Source organism: Rhizobium sp. PDO1-076, assembly GCF_000247475.1.
In the GTDB taxonomy this organism is placed as follows: Bacteria; Pseudomonadota; Alphaproteobacteria; order Rhizobiales; family Rhizobiaceae; genus Allorhizobium.
In genome coordinates, this window is sequence record NZ_AHZC01000200.1 from 1 (window position 1) to 2693 (window position 2693).

2 protein-coding genes, 1 tRNA gene and 1 pseudogene are annotated in these 2693 nt (G+C 59.6%); 1 reads left to right on the forward strand and 3 read right to left on the reverse strand.

The window, feature by feature from the left end; translation table 11 throughout:
- The first annotated feature begins 338 nt into the window (after positions 1 to 338).
- A tRNA-Val gene (locus PDO_RS12345) sits at positions 339 to 414 on the forward strand.
- Positions 415 to 452: 38 nt separating this feature from the next.
- Here PDO_RS12345 and PDO_RS12350 read toward each other — a convergent pair.
- The 3 genes and pseudogenes from PDO_RS12350 to PDO_RS29070 all read right to left on the reverse strand — a co-directional run.
- The gene (locus PDO_RS12350; RefSeq protein ID WP_009110022.1) at positions 453 to 1178 is read right to left on the reverse strand and encodes an NYN domain-containing protein; all 726 of its coding nucleotides are present in this window, start codon (positions 1176 to 1178) and stop codon (positions 453 to 455) included.
- Between the two features lie 183 nt (positions 1179 to 1361).
- Positions 1362 to 2504 (reverse strand): M24 family metallopeptidase, encoded by a 1143-nt coding sequence (locus tag PDO_RS12355; protein ID WP_009110024.1) that lies wholly within the window; start codon positions 2502 to 2504, stop codon positions 1362 to 1364.
- A gap of 34 nt (positions 2505 to 2538) precedes the next feature.
- A pseudogene (locus tag PDO_RS29070) lies at positions 2539 to 2693 on the reverse strand (GntR family transcriptional regulator); the annotation flags it as partial.

Below are 2693 nucleotides of genomic sequence, written 5' to 3' on the forward strand. Positions count from 1 at the left end.
TATTTCCAGATGAGGAGTAAAGCGCTCCTCGCCGAGCGGGCTAACCCGTTCGATGAGCGGCTAACTAAGGCGTTCGTCTGGGAGTGTCAAGCAGCTTTCAAGACAAAACTGCGAGCAAGTCATTTTTATCCAAAGCCCCCTTCCCGACCCCGATCATGCATTCCGGTTCGCGACAACGGGACGCAGGGCGAGGCTCCCGATTTTCCGGGCTTTTTCACAAGAGCCCGATGAACCGCGAGTAAAAAAAACAAAAAAACTTCACAAACGCTCTTGCGGATTTTCGCCGATCCGCATAGATCACGGCCACCGACGCGGCGGACATGATCCGGTCAGCGAGCGGGCGATTAGCTCAGTTGGTAGAGCGCCTCGTTTACACCGAGGATGTCGGCGGTTCGAGTCCGTCATCGCCCACCATCTTTCTTTTTCTGTATTTTTGAACGATCAAACAGCGGCTACGCGTGCTGTCTGCGCAGGCGCATACGCATGTGGCCTGCTTCATGCTGTTCAATTTCAAACGCTCCAGCCTTTATCACCAACTGGCTCAGCTTGGTGTGGCCGTAAGCTCTCGGATCGAATTCGGTCTTCATGTTCGAAAGCTGCTTGCCGAGTGCAGAAAGCGGCACCCATCCGTCCTCGCTGTGGATTTCTACCAGCACCCGTTTGATGATCGGCGTTGCTGCGCTCGGCGGTTTGAGCGGCGACGTGGGCTTCGGGCCGGCGTCCACAGCAGGCTGAACGAGAAGATTCTCCGTGTAGATGAACCGGCGACACGCCTGCCTGAAGCTTTCAGGCGTCTTTTGTTCGCCGAAACCGAACACGTCCAAGCCCTGCTCGCGGATTCTCGACGCGAGTCGTGTGAAATCGCTGTCCGACGAAACCAGACAAAAGCCATCGAAGCGGCCACTGAGAAGCAGATCCATGGCATCAATGACCAATGTGATGTCCGACGCATTCTTTCCGGCGGTGTAGGCGAACTGCTGCTGCGGAACTATGGCGTGGCGCGCAAGCGCTTCCTTCCAGCCTTTCGAACATGGACTGGCGAAATCACCATAGATACGGCGAACGTTCGCTTCGCCGATTCGCGCGATCTCTTCAAACAGTCGGTCGACGATCTTGGAAGAGGTATTGTCGGCGTCGATCAGGACAGCCAGGCGCGGCAGACGAATATTGGCGGCCAATACTATACGCTCCCTTTGTCTCTGAGACTTGCCTCAGACAATCAGCCTATGGTGCATTTAGTGGCGCCTCATGCAAAGCAGAGTTGTTTTTCTCGGTAAACAACTGGTCATCAAACGGGCGATCAGAAAAAAGCCCGCCGGAACGATCCGGCGGGGCTTTCAACCTGTCTACACCTCAAACCCTCAAGCAAAAGGTTCGGTCGGCCCCTTCGCCGGCTCGGTGAACCAGTGGGCACCATTCTCGCCCATATAGATGTGATCCTCCAGACGGATGCCGTAGCGGTCGGGGAAAACGATCATCGGCTCGTTGGAGAAACACATGCCGGGCGCAAGCTGGGTCTGGTTGCCGCGCACGATATAGGGCTCCTCATGGATCTCGAGGCCGAGGCCATGGCCGGCGCGATGCGGCAAGCCTGGCAACTGGTAGTCCGGGCCGAGGCCGTGGCTGGCGATCAGGGCACGAGCGGCATCGTCGAGGCTGCCACAGGTGGCGCCGAGATTTGCCGCGTCGAACACGGCCTGCTGCGCCGCGCGCTCGATCGCCCAGTTGCGGGCAAAATCGGCATCGGGCGCGTCCAGCACATAGGTGCGGGTCAGGTCGGAGTGGTAGCCGTCGAGCCGGCAGCCGGTATCGACGAGGATCACGTCACCGGACTGGTAGGTCTGCTCGCCATCTGCGCCGTGCGGCAGCGAGGTCGCCGCCCCGAAGGAGACGATGCAGAAGCTGGAGCCGCCGGCAGCTCCCAATTCGCGGTGCTGGTCGTCAATGAAGCGCACGACCTCGGAGGCGCGTATGCCGGGGCGAATGAAGGCATGAGCGCGGCGATGCACTTCCAGGGTGAGCTTCATCGCATACTGGATGATGGCGATCTCGGCATTGGACTTGCACAGACGGATGTCGCGAATCAGCCGCCCGCCATCGATCAGCCGGTCAGGCCCAAGTTTCGCAGCCAGTGCATGATAGACAAACAGCGGCAGGGCATCATCGAGCGCCAGCCGATCGCCCTGCCCCAGCAGTTTTGCCACGCATTCGGCGCCGCTCTCGTCTTCCTGCCACAGCGCAATATCGCCATCGAGCTTGGCAAGTGTCTCGACCTTGCTCTGCTCGAAGCCGGGAACGATGTAGGTAAGCCCAGTCTGCGTCACCAGCGCGCCGACGAGGCGCTCGCTGGCGTGCCAGACCATTCCGGTGAAATAGCGCAGGCTTTCGGTCGAGCCGAGCAAAAGGGCGTGGACATTGGCGACCTGCATTGCGCTGCGAAGTCGGGCGAGCCGCTGCTCCCGCTCAGAATTGGCGATCGGGGCGGGACGAAGGGAGGCAGTCATGGCAATTCCTTGGACAATATCAATTATGGTGGCGTCAGAGGCGCGGCATGGACAATGCGTTGCCATAGGCGCGGGAGACGTATTCCTGGATCTGGTGGACGATCTGGGCCGCATGGGCGCTTGCCAGTTCATCGGCGCGCTCGACATCGCCGTCGACGATCGCCCGGATCATGTCCTCGTGTTCGTCGA